General features: G+C 41.1%; 13 protein-coding genes. 3 read left to right on the top strand and 10 right to left on the bottom strand.

All coding sequences use genetic code 11. The annotated features are described in order from the left end of the window. Nucleotides 1-753: 753 nt before the first annotated feature. Nucleotides 754-960, top strand: coding sequence for a hypothetical protein (locus WKT12_RS11760; RefSeq protein WP_340319798.1), 207 nt, complete (start codon nt 754-756; stop codon nt 958-960). A gap of 1,152 nt (nt 961-2,112) precedes the next feature. Here the strand turns inward: WKT12_RS11760 and WKT12_RS11755 are convergent. Beyond that, the gene (locus WKT12_RS11755; protein WP_340319797.1) at nt 2,113-3,198 is read right to left on the bottom strand and encodes an HpaII family restriction endonuclease; all 1,086 of its coding nucleotides are present in this window, start codon (nt 3,196-3,198) and stop codon (nt 2,113-2,115) included. Nucleotides 3,199-3,569: 371 nt separating this feature from the next. Here WKT12_RS11755 and WKT12_RS11750 point away from each other — a divergent pair, with 371 nt between their 5' ends. Together WKT12_RS11750 and WKT12_RS11745 are read left to right on the top strand one after the other, a co-directional pair. Continuing rightward, on the top strand, nt 3,570-4,028 hold the full coding sequence (locus WKT12_RS11750; RefSeq protein ID WP_340319796.1) for a hypothetical protein: 459 nt from the start codon (nt 3,570-3,572) through the stop codon (nt 4,026-4,028). Between the two features lie 10 nt (nt 4,029-4,038). Then, entirely contained in the window at nt 4,039-4,932 is an 894-nt protein-coding gene (locus WKT12_RS11745) for a DNA/RNA non-specific endonuclease (RefSeq protein ID WP_340319795.1), read from the top strand. 4 nt (nt 4,933-4,936) lie between these two features. Here WKT12_RS11745 and WKT12_RS11740 read toward each other — a convergent pair whose 3' ends face one another. The 9 genes from WKT12_RS11740 to nifJ all read right to left on the bottom strand — a co-directional run bounded on the left by WKT12_RS11740 (nt 4,937) and on the right by nifJ (nt 16,527). Continuing rightward, entirely contained in the window at nt 4,937-5,701 is a 765-nt protein-coding gene (locus WKT12_RS11740; RefSeq protein WP_340319794.1) for an EFR1 family ferrodoxin, read from the bottom strand. A 559-nt stretch (nt 5,702-6,260) separates the two neighbouring features. Next, nucleotides 6,261-6,611: a 50S ribosomal protein L20 gene (gene rplT / locus WKT12_RS11735; protein ID WP_007564746.1), complete on the bottom strand. Its 351-nt coding sequence runs from the start codon at nt 6,609-6,611 to the stop codon at nt 6,261-6,263. A gap of 110 nt (nt 6,612-6,721) precedes the next feature. Beyond that, the gene (gene rpmI, locus WKT12_RS11730; RefSeq protein WP_022233768.1) at nt 6,722-6,919 is read right to left on the bottom strand and encodes a 50S ribosomal protein L35; all 198 of its coding nucleotides are present in this window, start codon (nt 6,917-6,919) and stop codon (nt 6,722-6,724) included. A gap of 73 nt (nt 6,920-6,992) precedes the next feature. Then, nucleotides 6,993-7,571 (bottom strand): translation initiation factor IF-3, encoded by a 579-nt coding sequence (gene infC / locus WKT12_RS11725; protein WP_340319793.1) that lies wholly within the window; start codon nt 7,569-7,571, stop codon nt 6,993-6,995. Nucleotides 7,572-7,683: 112 nt separating this feature from the next. Next, entirely contained in the window at nt 7,684-9,624 is a 1,941-nt protein-coding gene (thrS, locus tag WKT12_RS11720; protein WP_021971916.1) for a threonine--tRNA ligase, read from the bottom strand. A 126-nt stretch (nt 9,625-9,750) separates the two neighbouring features. After that, on the bottom strand, nt 9,751-11,781 hold the full coding sequence (locus WKT12_RS11715; protein WP_340319792.1) for a tetratricopeptide repeat protein: 2,031 nt from the start codon (nt 11,779-11,781) through the stop codon (nt 9,751-9,753). After that, nucleotides 11,778-12,332, bottom strand: coding sequence for a peptide deformylase (def, locus tag WKT12_RS11710; protein WP_340319791.1), 555 nt, complete (start codon nt 12,330-12,332; stop codon nt 11,778-11,780). The genes WKT12_RS11715 and def overlap by 4 nt, the downstream gene beginning before the upstream one ends. Before the next feature lie 21 nt (nt 12,333-12,353). Further along, entirely contained in the window at nt 12,354-12,770 is a 417-nt protein-coding gene (gene ruvX, locus WKT12_RS11705) for a Holliday junction resolvase RuvX (RefSeq protein ID WP_340319790.1), read from the bottom strand. A gap of 205 nt (nt 12,771-12,975) precedes the next feature. Continuing rightward, a complete protein-coding gene (gene nifJ / locus WKT12_RS11700) occupies nt 12,976-16,527 on the bottom strand; it encodes a pyruvate:ferredoxin (flavodoxin) oxidoreductase (RefSeq protein WP_340319789.1) in 3,552 nt (1,183 codons plus the stop codon). Nucleotides 16,528-16,548: the final 21 nt, after the last annotated feature.

Here is a 16,548-nt window from a genome sequence, read left to right as displayed (position 1 = left end):
CGTAACCGCCAAACTTTTTCGAAAGTTTTTTTTCCAAAAAGTTTTTTTGGCGGCGGAAGTTGACTTCGTCCGGCTGCCGTTCTCGCTCCCTTAACGCCGTTAAGGTAAGATACCTGGACTGCCCCAGAACCGCTGCTTCCTGCTCCCTTTCCTTTCAGATTATCATCTCTTCAACGTCTTTCCCTCTCGAAAGCGGGTGCAAAATTACGCACTTTTTCGCTTCCTCCAACTTTTACAAACACTTTTTTTCAAGATTTTTGCAAGAAAATTCATAAATCACTGTGGTTCAGGTATGTTTTACGGCATGTTTTGCGGAAGAAGGAAAGGGAAACCGGAAAGGCTACTCAATATATTATTACGCGCGTGCGAATGCGCGCGCGTCGGTTCCATGCAGAAAGTCCGTACAAAAACAGGAAAGCAGGAGGTTTTCCATAAGCGGGAAAGGCAGAAAAAGGGGAAAAAGTGCCGGTATGGCTGGAAAAAACACGGCAAGCGGCATCCGCAAAATGCAAAAGATTCCGGATGAAAAATCGGGATGACGGAGAAAAAACACGGCGGGCGCCTGCACAAGACTGGCAGAAAAAAACGTTTTGGAAGCCCCCAAAAATACTGGAATAGCTGATAAAAAACGGCAAGCAGCATCCGCAAAATGTGAAAGATTCCGGATAAAAATCGGGATGACGGAGGAAAAACACGGCAAGAGCCTGCACAAAACAGGCAGAAAAAATGATTCGGAAACCGAAAAATACCGGAATGGCTGATAAATTTCCTCCGGAAAGTCCTGAGAAAAGTGGAAAAATTATGGATACGAAAAGAAAAATTTCCACACTGTACGGAAAAAAGCTTGAAAATGATTCGAAAGGTGAAGAAAAAATACCCGAGAATGGGAAGCGGAAGCCGAAAAAAACAGGCTTTTCCTTAGAAAAAAATTCAGGAGAAGCACAAAAAATACGGGAATGAGATGAAAAAAACGGCAGGCAGTACCCACAAAACACGAAAGATTCCAGATGAAAAATCAAGATTACGGGAAAAAACACAGCAGGCGCCTGCACAAAACAGGTAGAAAAAATGCTCCGAGAACTGAAAAATGCCGAAATAGCCGATAAAAAAACGACAGGCGGCATCCGCAAAATGTAAAAGATCCCGGATGAAAAATCAAAATTACGGGGAAAACACGGCAGGCGCCTACACAAAATAGGCAGAAAAAATGCTCCAGGAACCGAAAAATATCGGAATGGCTGATAAAAAAACGGCAGATAGAATAGAAATTCCTAACGAACTTCCCGCTAAAAGCACAAAAATTATCCCAACAAAACGAGAAAAAGATTCTCAAAAATAGAAAACAAAGTCGAATAAAACAGAAATCTCTTCCAGACAGAAATGAAAAACGCCCAAACTGTCTACAAGAGCCACAGAAGATATCACGATGGAACGAATAATACTTATATCCTGTCATAGCTGAAAATGATAGAAAGCAAAATAGAAATAACATAAAAGCAGAGAACTTTACCGCATGAAACATGCTACCGTAAGCTATATCCAGCTCCACCAATGCAAGAATGCCGTTACCTGCTAACGGCAAAAATCTAAAAGGATTTTCCAAGAATTTCATCTGCTATACCAATCAAGCTTCTTGCATGGAAGAATGCACCGGACAAGCAGGAAGTCAACTTACGAAAAGTTCAGCAAAGTCATCAAACAGAATGAAAAGACAGACAAATACACAAACATGATTCAAGATATTAAAAAGTATCTAAACCTCGTCATAAAGATACCCCCTCCTTCAGTTACAAATTCAGAGAATTCAAGAGAAAAGAGATGAAAGCGCAGGCACCCGACAATCCGGCTTGCAAATACTATTGAAGCAATATAGAAAAAAAAAGAATCTCCCTCGCAGCTTTTCTTCCATAGATGCGGAAAAGGAAACAAAAATTTGTACAAACATTTTTATTTTTTGTACAAAAAATAAAAAAAGACGGTGACGTTCTTAGGAGAAAATACTCCAAAGAAAATATTCCGCCGCCGAAAAATATTCGACGACGGGATACTTCTTGATCTATAGATCATTAATTATTTAAAGCCTGCATACGCCCTATGGCATATACATCAGAGTCAACGTTTCAACAAGCCGATTTTCAGGTTCAGCTTAAAATAATAAACTCCGTTTTCACGTTCCAGATAACCATACTTATCTTTTTCCGTGGAGCCTTTTTCAAGACGAGAATTATAGAACAGGAAATCGGCAAATACCTGACGATAAGCACGCTGATAGCACAACACTTCACCTTCGCCCGTCACAAACAAAAAGCCACTGATAGCCGATTCGGTACCGTTGTACAATTTAGCCGGACGCATACCGGTAGCTAATGCCAAAAGAAACTCCTTTATTTTATATTCGTAAAAGCCATGTTTGTTTATCAGTTCATCCTTAATCTTAAGCGGGTTCAAGCGCTTCACTTCCTCCGTCAGATCTGAAACCTTGGTAATGCCGTCCAACCACATCAAGCGCGTCATTTCGGCAAGCAGACGTCCCATATGCAAGTCCAGCATTGCAAGATTACTGCGAAATATCTTGTCGGCTACATCGTTATACTTTAAAACGCCTCCCAAGCGTTCAATCATCAGCATACGGGCAATCACATCATCTTCCTCCCCCTCCGCATTTATCTTATTTATTGTCGGTACAGCAAACTTTACGCCGGTCTGTTCAAACTTAAAATTGGCCGTACGCCCACCATCAAGCAGCGGAAACATCACCCCCAGTCGAGAGCGAACACAAAAGCCGGTAAGCGGCGCAGTAACATCATAGAAAGCAACACTAAAGTCCGTGCGGTCGTCAGTCTTAGCCTCCAGATCATAAATAGCCACTTCATCTAGGAACTCTTCCACTCCATCGGGCGAAGTCACATCATCCTGCCGGCTGTTACGAATGGCCTGTAATATCAACTCGGCAACAGTCTCAAAGTCTTCGCGCGGTACAAGCTTGTCCATTTTCTCTCCCTTCACATGGATATTGTCTTTTTCTACAATATATTGGCGTGTGCCATCATGCTCTTCTCGCTGTACCATTGCTACAGGAATGCGCTGCTGTTCGTTTCTTTTCACATCGGGAATTCCGGCATACACATAACCGTCTGCCAGAAGGCGAAAAAATGCATATAGTTCGCCCCATTCTCTTTTCGTCGCTTCAAATGCCATATCATTATGAGTTTTAGTGAGGCAAAGGTACGTAAAACAGATGTTAATGAAAAGCCTTTACAGCAAGGTAATTCTTAAACAATGTTATACAGCAGAAAAAATCATCTTTTATATTTGTAGAATCACAAAAAGTCCCTACCTTTGCAATGTGTTTTTCATAGTATTAGATTTAAGGTTAACAAAAGGTTGGAGTACAGCGGTACTCCTTTTTTTATGCCCATACGCGAAGATAAGAATATTTCTATGAATATTTTCCCCGAAAAATCGCATATATTTGCATTCCGATTGAAAATAAAAATTCATCATTCTACCAGATATAGAATGAGGTAACCGCAAAGACCAATAACAATATAAACAATAAAAAACTTATCATGGAAGAACTTCAACTGAATGAACATAACAAACAGGAATATCCGCCTATGCATACCTGCGAACATATTGTAAACCGTACAATGGTAAACCTCTTTGGATGTGGACGCGCTGTTTCGGCTCATATCGAAAAGAAAAAGAGCAAACTCGACTTTGCTTTACCTCAGGCCCCTACAGAAGAGGATATCGCACGCATAGAAAGTACGGTAAATGCAGTAATAGCACAACATTTGCCTGTTACTACTGAATACATCACCCAAGAAGAGGCCAAGGGACGGTTCGATTTAAAGAGGCTGCCCGACGGAGCTTCGGATACCGTTCGGATTGTACGAGTAGGCGACTATGACGAATGCCTGTGTATCGGATTGCACGTAACTAATACATCGGAAATAGGCACCTTCCGTATCATCAGTTCCGACTACAAAGAGGGAATTTTCCGTATTCGTTTTAAATTGTCCTAACTGGCAGAACATGAGTAAAAAGAAGAACAATTCTGCCGGCTCGCTGAAAGGTTTTATCCTTCTTGTCATAATCATAGCTGCCGCTCTCTATTTGTATCAGAATAATGATACGGCAAGATCGGCTTCCCTAAAACAGCAGGTAGAACAAACCGTGGACAATGCAACTCAGTATGTTGAAAAAATATCGGAAGATGCGAAAGAGAACAAGCAAAAAGATATTGCATCGAAGCTGGAAATTCCTGTTTCCACCCAGAAACGTGATGAAATCAGATTGACTCGTACCGCTTTCACTATTTCGTATAATAACTTCTACAAAACGCCTAACTGGGTTGCATGGGAACTGACACGTCAGGAAACAAGTGGCAATGAAGAGCGAAAGAATAAATTTCTTCCTGACCCTGATTTGCCAGAACCTCGGGTAGAACATTCCGATTATACGCATTCGGGCTACGACAGAGGGCACATGGCTCCGGCAGCCGACATGAAATGGAGTGAAAAAGCAATGCAAGAGTCGTTCTATATGAGCAATATTTGCCCTCAAAACCAGAAACTGAACCGCGATGACTGGGGGGACTTAGAAGAGGAATGCCGCAGATGGGCTAAAAAATATGGCAGCATCTATATTGCTTGCGGACCAATCTATGACTCTCCCACTCCCAAGCGTATCGGGCAACACAAAGTGGCTGTGCCTGACCGTTTCTTTAAAGTGATATTAATTTATAATCGAAAGAATCCGGTAGCAATGGGATTTCTATTCAACAATAAAGCAGGGCATAACAAACTGGAGAAATATATGGTTTCTGTAGATTCCGTAGAAAGCGTTACAGGTTTAGATTTCTTCTCCCGCTTGCCCGACAAAGTAGAAAATCAAATAGAAGCTATAGTACCAGCCCTTCTTCCTTGAAGGGCTATTTCCCTTTTATTTTGGTAAACACATATTGTCCTTTTTTCCGGGTTACCTTAGCATATTCAATGGCATGCTTCGGGCAATGATGATAACAGGCCAAGCACATCGCACAATGATTTCCCCATTCAGGTTTTCCATCTGTCAGACGAATGTTATGAAGCGGACAGACTGCCTCACATTTTCCACATGATATACAAGCTTCTGTCGCCCGAAAAGGTTTAGCCGACACCAAAAAGTGCGCAAACAAAGGGTGAACAATATACGTCTTCACCCAAGGCAGAGATCCTTCACAACAATCCATCAGATGCTCATGTGCTGCCAGTTTACATGCAATCTCTTTAACTCTATCTTCTGCCTTTTTCAGCTTTTCTTGTGCTACCGGCAACGGATCGACATCAAAACCGGGTAAAGCCACATATGTATTCGGCATAATCACAGAGAAACCCGCACTACATATCCAGCCTTTTCTCTCAAAAGCACGACGAATAAGCTGCGGCGTCTTACCTGTATCATCTCCACAAGTACAAACAAAATATACATACTCAGGCTTACATATAGTCTGAAGTTCAGCTATAAAACGGAGAACAACCGCAGGAGGTCCCCACGAATAGACAGGAAAAACAATACCTATTGTATTCTCCTCAGCAACAAAGCTGTTCTTTTTCGCCAGTATATCTGCTATAGAACAAACAGTTTCCTCCAAAAGTTCACCTAAGCGCTCTGCGACCCAACGAGAATTGCCTGTACCGGAAAAATAAAATATCATAAAAGGAATATTAAAGCAGAATAATAAAAAATGAATAGTCCAGAAAAAACAAAAGCGAAGTTTTATATTCCCCTGAAATAAAACCATCGCTTAACCTAAAAAGAAAAGCCGCACCCGAGGCGTGACGAAACTCCGATAAACATGATTTGAGTGCTCTCCCCCTTTGTAATCCACCGGCATAAATGCTACCCGAAGGCGTGGCCCGCCATTGGAAGATGAAGCTGTTCTCGGTATTTCTTATAATTTGATGAGTTTCCCGATTCTGCAAGTGCGGCTTCATTTTTGTATTACAAAAATAATACTTTAATCTGAAATAACAAAATCTTAGCTACTTAATTTTACAGATATCTACAGACTACTACAAACTTTCCTCTCCCTTCCATTGCAGTTTTTAAAGCAACGACCTCATATGAAGATATCCTCCTTATCACCTACTCTCCATTTATCACATTTTGCAAAGGCTTCTAAACGAGTTCATTCCAAAACCTGACATTACCCCAATAAAAAAGGGATACCACCTATGTGATATCCCCTCCTATTCTTTTAATCGTTCCCCTGATTAAGCAGCTTTTGCTTTTGCAACAACAGCCTTAAATGCTTCAGGATGGTTTACAGCTAAATCAGCCAAAACCTTACGGTTGATTTCAATACCTGCTTTGTGCAATGCACCCATCAACTTAGAATAAGACATACCTTCCAAACGAGCAGCAGCATTGATACGCTGAATCCACAATGCACGGAAGTTACGTTTTTTGTTCTTACGGTCACGGTATGCATAAGTCAGACCTTTTTCCCAAGTATTTTTAGCAACGGTCCAAACATTTTTTCTTGCACCAAAGTAACCTCTGGTTAAACCTAAAATTTTCTTTCTTTTTGCTCTAGAAGCAACGTGATTTACTGATCTTGGCATAGTTTTAATTCTTTTTTGAATGATAGCGCCGATATTTTACAATCGAACTTGAAGCTAATGCATTCGGTTAATAATTTAAAATGATACGTTTACGCTTTTTCCTCTCAAGATTACTTCATGCAAAGAAGTTCCTTAACCTGAGTCAGGTTAGCACTGTGTACCAATCCTGCATGTACAAGGTTTCTTTTCTGCTTTTTAGTCTTCTTAGTCAAAATGTGACTGTGAAAAGCGTGCTTTCTCTTGATTTTACCTGTTCCGGTAAGAGCGAATCTTTTTTTAGAACCGGAGTTAGTTTTTACCTTTGGCATCTTATTAAATTTTAATTATTATTACTCAATAGTGGCAACGCACTATACCGGCGCGTTACACACTCTTTTATCATTATTCAGCTTCTTCGTCCTTTGGAGCTGCCGGTTTAGCCGGCTTTTTAGGCGCTGTTGCCTTTTTAGGCGATAAAGAGATTGTCATTCTCTTACCTTCCAGCAACGGCATTTGCTCAACCTTTGCATATTCCTCCAAATCATTAGCAAAACGCAAAAGCAAAACTTCCCCTTGTTCTTTAAACAAGATAGAACGTCCTTTAAAGAAGACATAAGCCTTCACCTTATCACCATCCTGCAAAAAGCCGATAGCATGCTTCAATTTAAAGTTATAGTCATGTTCATCTGTTTGAGGTCCGAAACGGATTTCCTTTACATTAACTTTAACTTGTTTTGCTTTTTGTTCCTTTGCGCGTTTCTTTAACTGATAAAGGAATTTAGAATAATCTATAATTCTACAAACTGGAGGAACAGCGTTGGGTGAAATTTCAACTAAATCAGCTTCATGTTCTTCAGCCAGTTTTAAAGCTTGTGCTATCGGATATACAGCCGATTCGATATCATCTCCCACAATACGTACTTCTTTGGCGCGAATCTGTTCATTGATTCGATGCTGCCCTTTTAAAGTGTCATTCTTCATTAAAAAATTCTTTTTCTTCCTTTTTGTTTGCTTTTTAATTATAAATTATTGTTCTTAAAGTTGGCTATCTGTGGGAGCAAATATAACATTACTTCCACAAACGGTTGCAAAGTTACCATTTATTTATCATATTATGAACTTCTTCTGCAATATTTTTTGCAAATTCTTCGATTTTCATGGTTCCTTTATCGCCTTCTCCTTGTTTACGTACAGCGACTTCTCCATTTTCGGCCTCTTTTTCTCCGACAATCAACATGTAAGGAATACGTTTCATTTCGTTATCACGAATCTTACGACCAATCTTTTCATTACGATCGTCTACGATGGCGCGGATGTCACTCTTCTTCAGTTCCTGACGAACTTGATTTGCATAATCATTAAATTTTTCAGAGATAGGCAAAATTGCAACCTGATCAGGAGTCAACCACAACGGGAACTTACCTGCAGTATGCTCAATTAATACGGCAACAAAACGTTCCATTGATCCAAACGGTGCACGATGAATCATAACCGGACGATGTTTCTGATTATCTGCGCCCATATACTCCAACTGGAAACGTTCAGGCAAGTTGTAATCAACCTGAATAGTACCCAGCTGCCAACGACGACCGATAGCATCTTTCACCATAAAGTCCAACTTAGGACCATAGAAAGCAGCTTCTCCATATTCAACTTTTGCCTTCAGTCCTTTTTCCTCACAAGCTTCGACAATAGCTCTTTCTGCTTTTTCCCAGTTCTCATCGCTACCAATGTATTTCTCGTGATTAACTTTATCACGCAAAGAAATCTGAGCTTCGAAGTTTTCAAGCCCCATAGATCTGAATACGATAGAGATAATATCCATAACGCGCAAGAACTCATCTTTTACCTGATCAGGGCGACAGAAAATGTGCGCATCATCTTGAGTAAAGCTACGTACACGAGTTAATCCGTGAAGTTCACCACTCTGTTCGTAACGGCATACTGTACCAAATTCTGCAATACGCAAAGGCAGGTCACGATAAGAACGCGGTGTATTCTTATAAATCATACAGTGATGAGGACAGTTCATCGGCTTCAAGAAATACTCTTCACCTTCTTCCGGTGTATGAATAGGCTGGAATGAATCTTTACCATATTTTGCATAGTGTCCTGAAGTTACATACAACAATTTATTACCAATTGGAGGACACATAACTTCCTGATAATCGTAACGAGCCTGAATACGGCGCAAGAAATCCTGCAAACGAATACGCAATGCAGTACCCTTTGGCAACCACATAGGAAGACCTTTACCTACCATATCAGAGAACATAAACAACTCCATTTCCTTACCGATTTTACGGTGGTCACGTTTTTTGGCTTCCTCTAACAATGTAAGGTATTCATCCAACATTTTCTTTTTAGGGAATGTTATACCATAAATACGTGTCATCTGTTTACGGTCTTCCTGTCCTCTCCAATAAGCTCCCGCAACAGACAATAATTTTATAGCTTTAATAGGGGCTGTAGAAGGTAAATGCGGGCCACGACAAAGATCAGTAAAAGCTCCCTGGGTATATGTTGTAATATGGCCATCTTCAAGTTCTGAAATCAACTCACATTTATAAGTTTCGCCTCTTTCACCAAACATCTTCAAAGCATCCTCTTTAGAAATGCTCTGGCGTACCAATTCTTCTTTCTTGGCAGCCAATTCAATCATCTTCTTTTCGATTGCCGGCAGATCGCTTTCTTTTATTACAGCCTCTCCCGGATCTACATCATAATAGAAACCGTTTTCAATAGCCGGACCAATACCAAACTGAATACCCGGATACAGCTCCTGCAATGCTTCAGCCAACAAGTGAGCACTTGTATGCCAAAATGCATGTTTGCCTTGCTCATCATCCCACTTATAAAGTACGAATTCAGCATCTTCGTTAATAGGTCTAGTTAAATCAATAGTTTCACCGTTTACGCCACAAGCCAATACATCTTGCGCCAAACGCGAACTGATACTTTCTGCAATCTGCAGACCAGTTACTCCTTCGTTGTACTCACGAACAGAGCCGTCAGGAAAAGTAATCTTAATCATAATCTTTATGTTATTGATCTATTATTGAGTCGCAAAATTAAACAAATAAATGAAGAATAAAGAATGAAGGATGAAGAATTTTAAACAGTTCACCTGCAAATTCTTCATCCTTTACACTTCAATTTATTATTCATTCTGTTTTTCCGTTACCGAAGTAAAACGTTTTATCACACTATAAGCTGAGAAAATACCAAGTTCCCCTGCCTTACTCAAATCCTGTATTCCCTGGCGGTTGTTTCCCAAAAAAACATTCGTCAAGCCACGATTATAATAAGCATCAGAAAAACGAGGATCCAACTCTATCGCTTTATTATAATCAACCAACGCAGCATGATAGTCTTTCATCACAGCCAGTATATTACCACGATTATAATAAGCATAGGCAAAATCAGGAGCCAAACGAATTACTTCATCCAAATCCCGGCGAATGGTTGCATAATCCAATACACGTACTTGCGGTTGTCCGCCCACATCTATTTTTGCCTCATATTCATCATTCTTATCACGCTTACGGTATTCTAACTGCTTATAATGAATAAGCGCACGCATAAAATAAGATGGGAAGAAAGTTGAATCACGTTCTATTGCCGCATCTAAATCCTTCAAGGCATTATCAAAATCCTGCACCAAATAGAAATCCATCGCACGCGCATAATAATGCATCATATCTTCCGGATTCTTCACTATTTTTTCTGTTTCCTCATCAATGGAAGCAAAATGCAACTTAGCTTGTTCTTCCGTCAACGAAGCTTCATTATTAGTAATCAACAAAGGAAGAGGAAGTACATGACGGTTATTCAAATCATCAATATACTTGGAATAATTAATTTGCCGTTTCACCTCTTCATGACGCTCGTAATATGTCAAAGCAAACATGGGCTGCGGAAGAATAGTGATATTTCTATCCTGCACACGTCCACGATAATCGGTCTTATACTTCGTAGTTTCATCCTCATTATCAGCAACGATAATCTTACGATAGTTATTCATATTCTTATCCGACTTCTTACGAGTCTTATCTCCCGAAGCTGCAGTCTGACGCTGGTTTGACTTCCCGTTTTGGGCATCAAGCTGGGCTTTCAGTACCTTAAATTCATCTTCATCCGCCCCCTTCAAATCTCCTGTTTTTCTACGCGCCTGCGCCCGATATTGATATCCAGCCAAAAAATTCGGATACTCGTTAATAACTGCAGTGTAATCTGCTATTGCTCCAGCATAGTCACCTGTTTTATCGCGCAATAAACCACGATTGAATACAGCCATCATATTATCAGGCTCTATCTGCAAAACAAAGTCAAAATCTTCAATCGCACGATTATCATCTCCAACTTGCGCACGCAACAATCCTCGATTGTAATGGCCGATGAAATTGTTACGATCTATATCCAATGCTAAATCATAATCCTGCATTGCTCCCCTCAAGTTATTCTGATGATAACGAGCTAAAGCGCGATTAATGAACAGACCTGCATTACGGACCGACAAACGAATAGCCTCCGTCAAATCGCTTTCTGCATCAGCATATTTTTCACGCTGCAAAAACAACATTCCCCTGGAAGCCCACGTATCTGAATTATAGCGATCCATATCTATCGCCCTATCTGCATCGGTCATTGCCTGAAGCGTATCCTTCTGCTTCAGAGAAACCTCTGTACGCATCAGATAAGCATCTGTATAACGAGGAGCTATACGGATCAATGTATCCAAGTCTGCTTTTGCCAAAGCATAATCTTCTTCCCGCATACGACACAACGCCAAGTTATGCCACAAACTGATATTCTCAGGATCAAGTTTTAAAGCTTTCTCATAGTCCTGAATGGCCTCTTTAAATTTCTCCTGACGAATACGAGAAATACCTCGTATCTGATATGCATTAGGTACGAAAGGATTACGCTCAATAGCCTCGGTACAATCATTTTCAGCGCCTTGATAATCATCCAAGTTCATTTTAGCAAGCCCGCGATAAAAATAAGGTTCTGCCAAATAAGGTTTAGCATTAATTACCTGATTAAAATACTGAATAGAAAGTACGTAATCTTCAAAATACAATGCATTTCGTCCTATAGTCATTACCCGGTCCGTATTAATCTGTCCCCACGCGCTCAAAGGAGAAAATGCACCTATTATATATAATATATAGAGAAATTTTCGAATCATTTTACAGTTTTCACCTTGTAAGCACACCGCGCTTTTCCCTTCAGCATATTGTTCAGTTTACCTTTTATCATCTGCTTACGAAGAGCAGACAAATGATCGATAAACATAGTTCCTTCCAAATGATCAAACTCATGTTGCATAACACGTGCCAGATATCCTTCAACCCATTCATCATGCGGATTCATTTCTTCATCCAAATAAGTAACATGAATTTTGTCAGGTCTCTTCACACTCTCGTGTATCCCCGGCAAACTTAAACAGCCCTCTTCCATAGAAACGAGTTCTTCCCCGACTTCCAAAATATGAGGATTAATATATGCATGACGAAAATCTTTAAACTCCGGCATATCCTCGGATAATACGTCCAAGTTGATTACCACAACTCGAATAGGAAGCCCAACTTGAGGAGCAGCAAGCCCTACGCCATCTGCACGATCCATCGTTTCGAACATATTTTGAATCAAGTCTTTCAAATTGGGATAATCCGGAGTTATGTCTTCGGCCTCCTGACGAAGTACAGGCTGACCGTATACGTAAATAGGTAAAATCATCGTTTTATTTTTTTTGAAGTTTTAAATTCGTTTGGATTCAAGATAAGATTGTAGAATTATCGTAGCACTTATTTCATCAACCAAGGCTTTGTTCTGACGGTCTTTCTTTTTTAAGCCACCAGCCAGCATTGCCTGATGCGCTAAAACAGACGTAAAGCGCTCATCCACCAGTTCAACAGCCATATCTGGCAAGATTTTTTTCAGACGATTCATAAAAGGTATAATATTCTTCATATTTTCAGAATCCTCATTATTCATCTGCTTAGGATGCCCGATAATTATACGTTCAACCTCCTCTTGCCGTACATAGTTCAATAAGAAATCCACCAACTGATGCGTGGGCACAGTCGTGAGTCCATTGGCAATAATCTGCATCGGATCAGATACAGCAATGCCCGTACGTTTTTTTCCGTAGTCTATCGCTAAAATTCTACTCATAGTTGTCGGCAAAAATACAAAAATTGGCGTAAACAGGATACAACATGAAAAGGTTTTTATATTTTTTCACCACGAAAAGCTATAGAACCAACAAATACATACTACCTGCCGACAAAACTTTCCATCCTATAAAAACAGAGAGGACATACCCACGGTATGCCCTCTCCTTTTAATTTATCAGAATGTTTGTTTATGTAACAGAAGATTATTTCTCTTCACTCCAGTCCATAGCAGCCATACGCTTGTAAGAAGCATAACGTTTCTTAGCCATATCTTCACAAGCATTGAACAAATCGGCAGCCTCAGCAGGATACTGTTTCATTACAGAAGCAAAACGAACTTCACCCTTCAGGTAATCCTGGAAGTTATCCCAGTTCGGTTCTTTAGAATCGAGTGAGAACGGATTCTTACCTTCTTCTTCCAGAGCCGGGTTGAAGCGCCACAAGTGCCAGTAACCACATTCTACAGCCTTAGCCTCTTCAGCCTGAGATTTACCCATACCAGCTTTCAAACCGTGGTTGATACATGGAGCATAAGCAATAACCAAAGAAGGTCCGTGATATGCTTCAGCTTCGCGGATAGCCTTCAAAGTCTGAGCCTGGTCAGCACCCATTGCAATCTGAGCAACATAAACATATCCGTAAGTAGTAGCAATCAGACCCAGGTCTTTCTTACGTACACGCTTACCAGAAGCAGCAAATTTAGCGATAGCACCCAGCGGAGTAGCCTTAGAAGACTGACCACCTGTGTTAGAGTAAACTTCTGTATCCAATACCAAGATGTTTACATCTTCGCCAGAAGCGATAACGTGATCCAAACCTCCGTAACCGATATCATAAGAAGCACCATCACCACCGATAATCCACTGAGAACGTTTAACCAAATAATCTTTGAATTCATCGATAGTAGCGCAATAAGTACATTTATCTTTTGCAGCTTCTACCAGCGGAATAATCTTTTCAGCAGCAGCCTTGCTCTTGTCTGCATCGTTACGTCCGTCAATCCATTCTTGGAATGCTTCCTTGTATTCAGCCGGAGTACCTTCAGCAGCGATAGCAGCCTTCATAGCATCTTCCAGACGGTTACGCAGCTTCTTGTTAGCCAATTCCATACCCAAACCGAATTCACAGAAGTCTTCGAACAATGAGTTTGCCCAAGCAGGACCCTGACCTTTTTCGTTAGTTGTATACGGAGTTGAAGGAACAGAACCAGAATAGATAGAAGAACATCCAGTAGCATTAGCAACCATTTCACGGTCACCAAACAACTGAGAAATCAGTTTTACGTACGGTGTTTCACCACAACCAGAGCAAGCTCCAGAGAACTCGAACAACGGAGTAGCGAACTGTGAGTTCTTCACGTTAGCCTTGATGTCAACCAGGTGCTGTTTAGACTTCACATTTTCAGTACAATAAGTCCAATTAGCAGCTTCAGGCAACTGACTTTCCAGATGTTTCATAGTCAAAGCCTTGCCACCCTTCTTCGGATTACCCGGACATACATCAGCACAGTTACCGCAACCCAGACAGTCGAGAACGTCTACCTGTACACGGAATGTCATACCGTCGAACTGCTTGCCGACAGCCTTCAGCATCGGGAAGTTAGCACCCTTCTGTTCTTCTGCATCGAGAATGAACGGACGGATTGCAGCGTGAGGACAAACATATGCGCACTTGTTACACTGGATACAGTTTTCAGGATTCCATTCCGGAACGAATGCAGCTACACCACGTTTTTCGTATTTAGCTGTTCCCTGATGCCATGTACCGTCTTCGATACCCTTGAATGCAGATACCGGCAGCAAGTCACCATCCTGAGCATTGATCGGACGAACAACTTCGTTGATGAATGCAGGATCATTGTTGGCAGCAGCAGCTTCAACTTCCAAGTTAGCCCAAGCCGGATCTACAGTCAACTGCTTGTATTCACCACCACGATCAACGGCAGCGTAGTTCTTGTTGACTACATCTTCACCCTTCTTACCGTAAGACTTCACGATGAACTTCTTCATCTGTTCAACAGCCAAGTCTACAGGAATAACGCCTGTGATACGGAAGAATGCAGACTGAAGGATAGTATTGGTACGGTTACCCAAACCAATTTCCTGTGCAATCTGTGTAGCGTTGATATAGTAAACAGTAATATTGTTTTCTGCGAAATATTTCTTAACCTTGTTCGGCAAGTTCTTAGCCAGTTCTTCACCTTCCCAAATAGTATTCAACAGGAAAGTACCGTTCTTGCGCAGACCACGAGTTACATCGTACATGTGCAGGTAAGCCTGAACGTGGCAAGCAACGAAGTTCGGAGTAGTTACCAGATAAGTTGAGTGAATCGGGTGATTACCGAAACGCAAGTGAGAACAAGTGAAACCACCAGATTTCTTAGAGTCGTAAGAGAAGTAAGCCTGGCAGTATTTATCAGTGTTGTCACCGATAATTTTTACAGAGTTCTTGTTAGCACCTACAGTACCATCAGCACCCAAGCCATAGAATTTAGCTTCGAATACACCTTCTGCACCGAGAGCGATTTCTTCTTTCTGAGGCAGAGAAGTAAAAGTAACATCATCCACAATACCGATAGTAAAGTGATCTTTCGGCATCGGAAGCTCCAAGTTTTCGTATACAGATAAGATCTGAGCAGGAGTTGTATCTTTTGAGCCCAAGCCATAGCGTCCGCCTACAATCAACGGAGCATTTTCCTGTCCATAGAATACATCCTTTACATCCAGATACAAAGGTTCACCATTTGCACCCGGTTCCTTAGTACGATCAAGAACTGCAATACGTTTTACTGTCTTAGGCACTTTAGCCAAGAAGTGCTTAGCAGAGAACGGACGATACAAGTGAACAGCAACCAAACCAACTTTCTTACCCTGAGCAGTCAGATAGTCGATAGCCTCACGAGTAGCTTCTGTTACAGAACCCATAGCGATGATGATGTTCTCAGCATCTTCAGCACCATAGTAATCGAACAAACCGTAATTACGTCCTGTAATCTTGTTAATTTCGTTCATATATTCTTCTACGATAGCAGGAACGGCATCGTAGAACGGATTACCAGATTCTCTGTGCTGGAAGAAATGATCCGGGTTTTCAGCCATACCGCGAGCAACCGGTTTGTTAGGACTGAGTGCGCGTTCACGGAACTCAGCCAAAGCCTTCTGGTCGATAAGCGGAGCCAAATCTTCGTTATCCAGCTTTTCAATCTTCTGAATTTCGTGAGAAGTACGGAAACCATCGAAGAAGTTTACAAACGGAACACGAGATTTAATTGTAGACAAGTGAGCAACACCAGCCAAGTCCATAACCTCTTGTACAGATCCTTCGCACAACATAGCGAAACCAGTCTGACGGCAAGACATTACATCCTGGTGATCACCGAAGATACACAGAGCATGAGAAGCCAATGTACGTGCAGAAACATGGAATACACATGGCAAGAACTCACCTGCGATTTTATACATATTAGGGATCATCAGCAAAAGACCCTGAGATGCAGTATAAGTAGTTGTCAATGCACCAGCCTGAAGAGAACCATGTACTGCACCGGCAGCACCACCTTCAGATTGCATTTCCTGAACCAAGACAGTTTCACCGAAGATATTTTTACGACCTGCGGCAGCCCATTCATCTACATGTTCAGCCATTGTAGATGACGGAGTGATAGGATAGATAGCAGCTACCTCTGTAAACATATACGAGATATGAGCAGCAGCCTCATTACCATCACAAGTGATAAATTTTTTTTGTTTAGTCATACAATTACTAATTATTATTAG

The organism is Phocaeicola sp. HCN-6420 (genome assembly GCF_037890145.1).
GTDB lineage: Bacteria > Bacteroidota > Bacteroidia > Bacteroidales > Bacteroidaceae > Phocaeicola.
Note: the sequence above shows the minus strand (reverse complement) of the source record. Positions and strands in the feature narration are given on the sequence as shown.

What these genes read in the sequence shown, in the direction of transcription:
- WKT12_RS11740 (WP_340319794.1), bottom strand. Translation starts at nt 5,701, where the DNA reads ATGATATTTTATTTTTCCGGTACAGGCAATTCTCGTTGGGTCGCAGAG.
- ruvX (WP_340319790.1), bottom strand. Translation starts at nt 12,770, where the DNA reads ATGAGTAGAATTTTAGCGATAGACTACGGAAAAAAACGTACGGGCATT.
- nifJ (WP_340319789.1), bottom strand. Translation starts at nt 16,527, where the DNA reads ATGACTAAACAAAAAAAATTTATCACTTGTGATGGTAATGAGGCTGCT.
- def (WP_340319791.1), bottom strand. Translation starts at nt 12,332, where the DNA reads ATGATTTTACCTATTTACGTATACGGTCAGCCTGTACTTCGTCAGGAG.
- rpmI (WP_022233768.1), bottom strand. Translation starts at nt 6,919, where the DNA reads ATGCCAAAGGTAAAAACTAACTCCGGTTCTAAAAAAAGATTCGCTCTT.
- rplT (WP_007564746.1), bottom strand. Translation starts at nt 6,611, where the DNA reads ATGCCAAGATCAGTAAATCACGTTGCTTCTAGAGCAAAAAGAAAGAAA.
- WKT12_RS11755 (WP_340319797.1), bottom strand. Translation starts at nt 3,198, where the DNA reads ATGGCATTTGAAGCGACGAAAAGAGAATGGGGCGAACTATATGCATTT.
- WKT12_RS11745 (WP_340319795.1), top strand. Translation starts at nt 4,039, where the DNA reads ATGAGTAAAAAGAAGAACAATTCTGCCGGCTCGCTGAAAGGTTTTATC.
- WKT12_RS11715 (WP_340319792.1), bottom strand. Translation starts at nt 11,781, where the DNA reads ATGATTCGAAAATTTCTCTATATATTATATATAATAGGTGCATTTTCT.
- WKT12_RS11760 (WP_340319798.1), top strand. Translation starts at nt 754, where the DNA reads ATGGCTGATAAATTTCCTCCGGAAAGTCCTGAGAAAAGTGGAAAAATT.
- WKT12_RS11750 (WP_340319796.1), top strand. Translation starts at nt 3,570, where the DNA reads ATGGAAGAACTTCAACTGAATGAACATAACAAACAGGAATATCCGCCT.
- thrS (WP_021971916.1), bottom strand. Translation starts at nt 9,624, where the DNA reads ATGATTAAGATTACTTTTCCTGACGGCTCTGTTCGTGAGTACAACGAA.
- infC (WP_340319793.1), bottom strand. Translation starts at nt 7,571, where the DNA reads ATGAAGAATGACACTTTAAAAGGGCAGCATCGAATCAATGAACAGATT.